Origin of the sequence: Actinokineospora sp., from assembly GCF_050699995.1 — a bacterium.
Lineage (GTDB): Bacteria > Actinomycetota > Actinomycetes > Mycobacteriales > Pseudonocardiaceae > Actinokineospora.
Window position 1 is genome coordinate 1 of sequence record NZ_JBOHGC010000165.1, and the last position, 1,046, is coordinate 1,046.

Sequence of the window (1,046 nt, forward strand, 5' to 3'; positions counted from 1 at the left end):
CACGTCATCTCCACGACCGTGATCACGACACGCCGACCGTGATCACACATTGCGGCTGCCGTACTAGGCAGCATCTGAGCCGACGAACGGAGCCCCCGTGTCCCTGGACCCGGTCCTCGATCCCTTACGCGCGACCGCCTTCACCCTGTTCGGGGCGCTGAACCAGTCGATCACCCGGTCGGTCCCGGCCGCGTCGCGGATCACCGTGACCGCGGAGGCCTGGTACGAAATCGAAGCCGACTTCGACTACCTGTTCGCCGGGTACTCCCTCGACGGCGGGGCCAACTGGATCCGCGCGGGCGCCGCGGTCGACGGCGACTCGTCGGGCCGGTGGACCGACCTGCATTACTCCTACGCCGCCGACGGCAAGGAGTCGCTGTTCCGCTTCCGCTACCAGACCGACGGCGGAATCCACTTCGCCGGCGCGTTCCTCGACGACATCACGATCAAGTCCGGCGGCACCACCCTGTTCTCCGACACCGTGGAACAGGGCGCCAACGGCTGGACCGCGAACGGCGCGTGGAAGATCTCGACCGGCACCGAGTCCGGCACCTTCGAGCGGTACTACATTTTCTTCAAGTACCAGAACGGAATGCTCGTCTGGTACGTCGACGACTCGGTCGAGGACAACAACGTCGGTGTCCACCCCGGGCAGCGGCAAGGCCATGGTCGTCGACGCCCGCCCGGCCCAGTTCAGCTACGCCGACGGCAGCCGCCCGAGCAACCGCCGCCAGCCGTTCGACGCGACCTTCGGCCTGGAGGCGACGGATGCGACCTGCCTGCACAAGGAAACCCTGTCGGGCAAGGGCAAGACGCAGACCGTGGTGACCCAGGAGGCGTGCGCCCCGGCAGGCCCGGGCATCCCCGTCTTCGACGACACCAACCCGGACGCCTACTACAGCGCGGCCAACCCGCAGGGCAGCGTCAAGGTGGCAGGCCACGGTGTGAAGGTGACCGTGACCGGCGACGCCGGGGATGATCTGACCATCTCGGTGGTCAACCCCGCGGCGCACTGATCTGACATACGGCGGCGGACTGGACGACCG

Annotated in this window: 1 protein-coding gene and 1 pseudogene; both read left to right on the forward strand. The window is 67.6% G+C overall.

The annotated features are described in order from the left end of the window. Window positions 1-205: 205 nt before the first annotated feature. Window positions 206-604, forward strand: a pseudogene (locus tag ACRDSQ_RS09080) (hypothetical protein); the annotation flags it as partial. A gap of 34 nt (window positions 605-638) precedes the next feature. Further along, entirely contained in the window at window positions 639-1,016 is a 378-nt protein-coding gene (locus ACRDSQ_RS09085) for a hypothetical protein (protein ID WP_431420396.1), read from the forward strand. Window positions 1,017-1,046: the final 30 nt, after the last annotated feature.